This window comes from Sphingomonas sp. LH128 (genome assembly GCF_000293195.2).
GTDB classification, from domain to species: domain Bacteria; phylum Pseudomonadota; class Alphaproteobacteria; order Sphingomonadales; family Sphingomonadaceae; genus Novosphingobium; species Novosphingobium resinovorum_A.
On sequence record NZ_ALVC01000596.1, the window covers coordinates 1 to 709 of the forward strand.

Annotated in this window: 1 protein-coding gene; it reads left to right on the forward strand. The window is 61.8% G+C overall.

The window, feature by feature from the left end; genetic code table 11:
* Window positions 1-400: 400 nt before the first annotated feature.
* The coding region (gene tnpA, locus LH128_RS30495) for an IS66-like element accessory protein TnpA (RefSeq protein ID WP_008833258.1) at window positions 401-709 on the forward strand (309 nt) is incomplete at its 3' end.

Genomic DNA, 709 nt, shown 5'->3' on the forward strand with positions numbered 1-709 from the left:
TTTCATGAAAAGCCTCATTTGATGATCGTTGACTTGGCAACCCGGCACTCACGGCATCTCCCTCCAATCTGGATATGCCAATGAATATTGGGTCGGCCCCGACGATCTGCGGCTCCTCCATTAAAGGGCCATCGGTTGTTGGGGTCTCGGCTACGGGCTTCGGGCTACGCCCTCCGCCCTTCACCGACACCCCAACAACCGATTCTCATCTTGATTGTCGCTACGCTCGCATCCTGTCAGTCGCCGCGCAGCCGCGACCGCGCTTCAGCGGCAAGCCCGGTTGGGTTGCGGATTCCGGGGTCATCCCGGCCACCATTCCGTAAGCGCGAAATTCCGCGCACCTGTTCGGTTGAGTGACGCGGTGCCAACTCCATGTGTCCACCAAGGAAGAGGTGGACACATGGAGTTGGCACCGATGGGCCCCTATGGGCTCGAGGTTGTAAGGGTGACGAGTAACGGCCGGCGCTATTATGGTCGGGCGGGGAAGGCACGGTTGATCGAGGCGTGCCTCGAGCCGGGCATATCGGTGGCGAGGCTTGCGCTGGAGCATGGTGTCAACGCCAACCAACTGCGCAAATGGGTCAGGAAGTATCAGGAGCGGCAGAGTGCGAACGGGCAGCGGAGCACGGGGCAGTTGCCGGATCCGTCGGCGTTTATCCGGGTGGAGACGTCTCCGGCGCCTGCGGAGCGACACACTGGTGGGATCGCG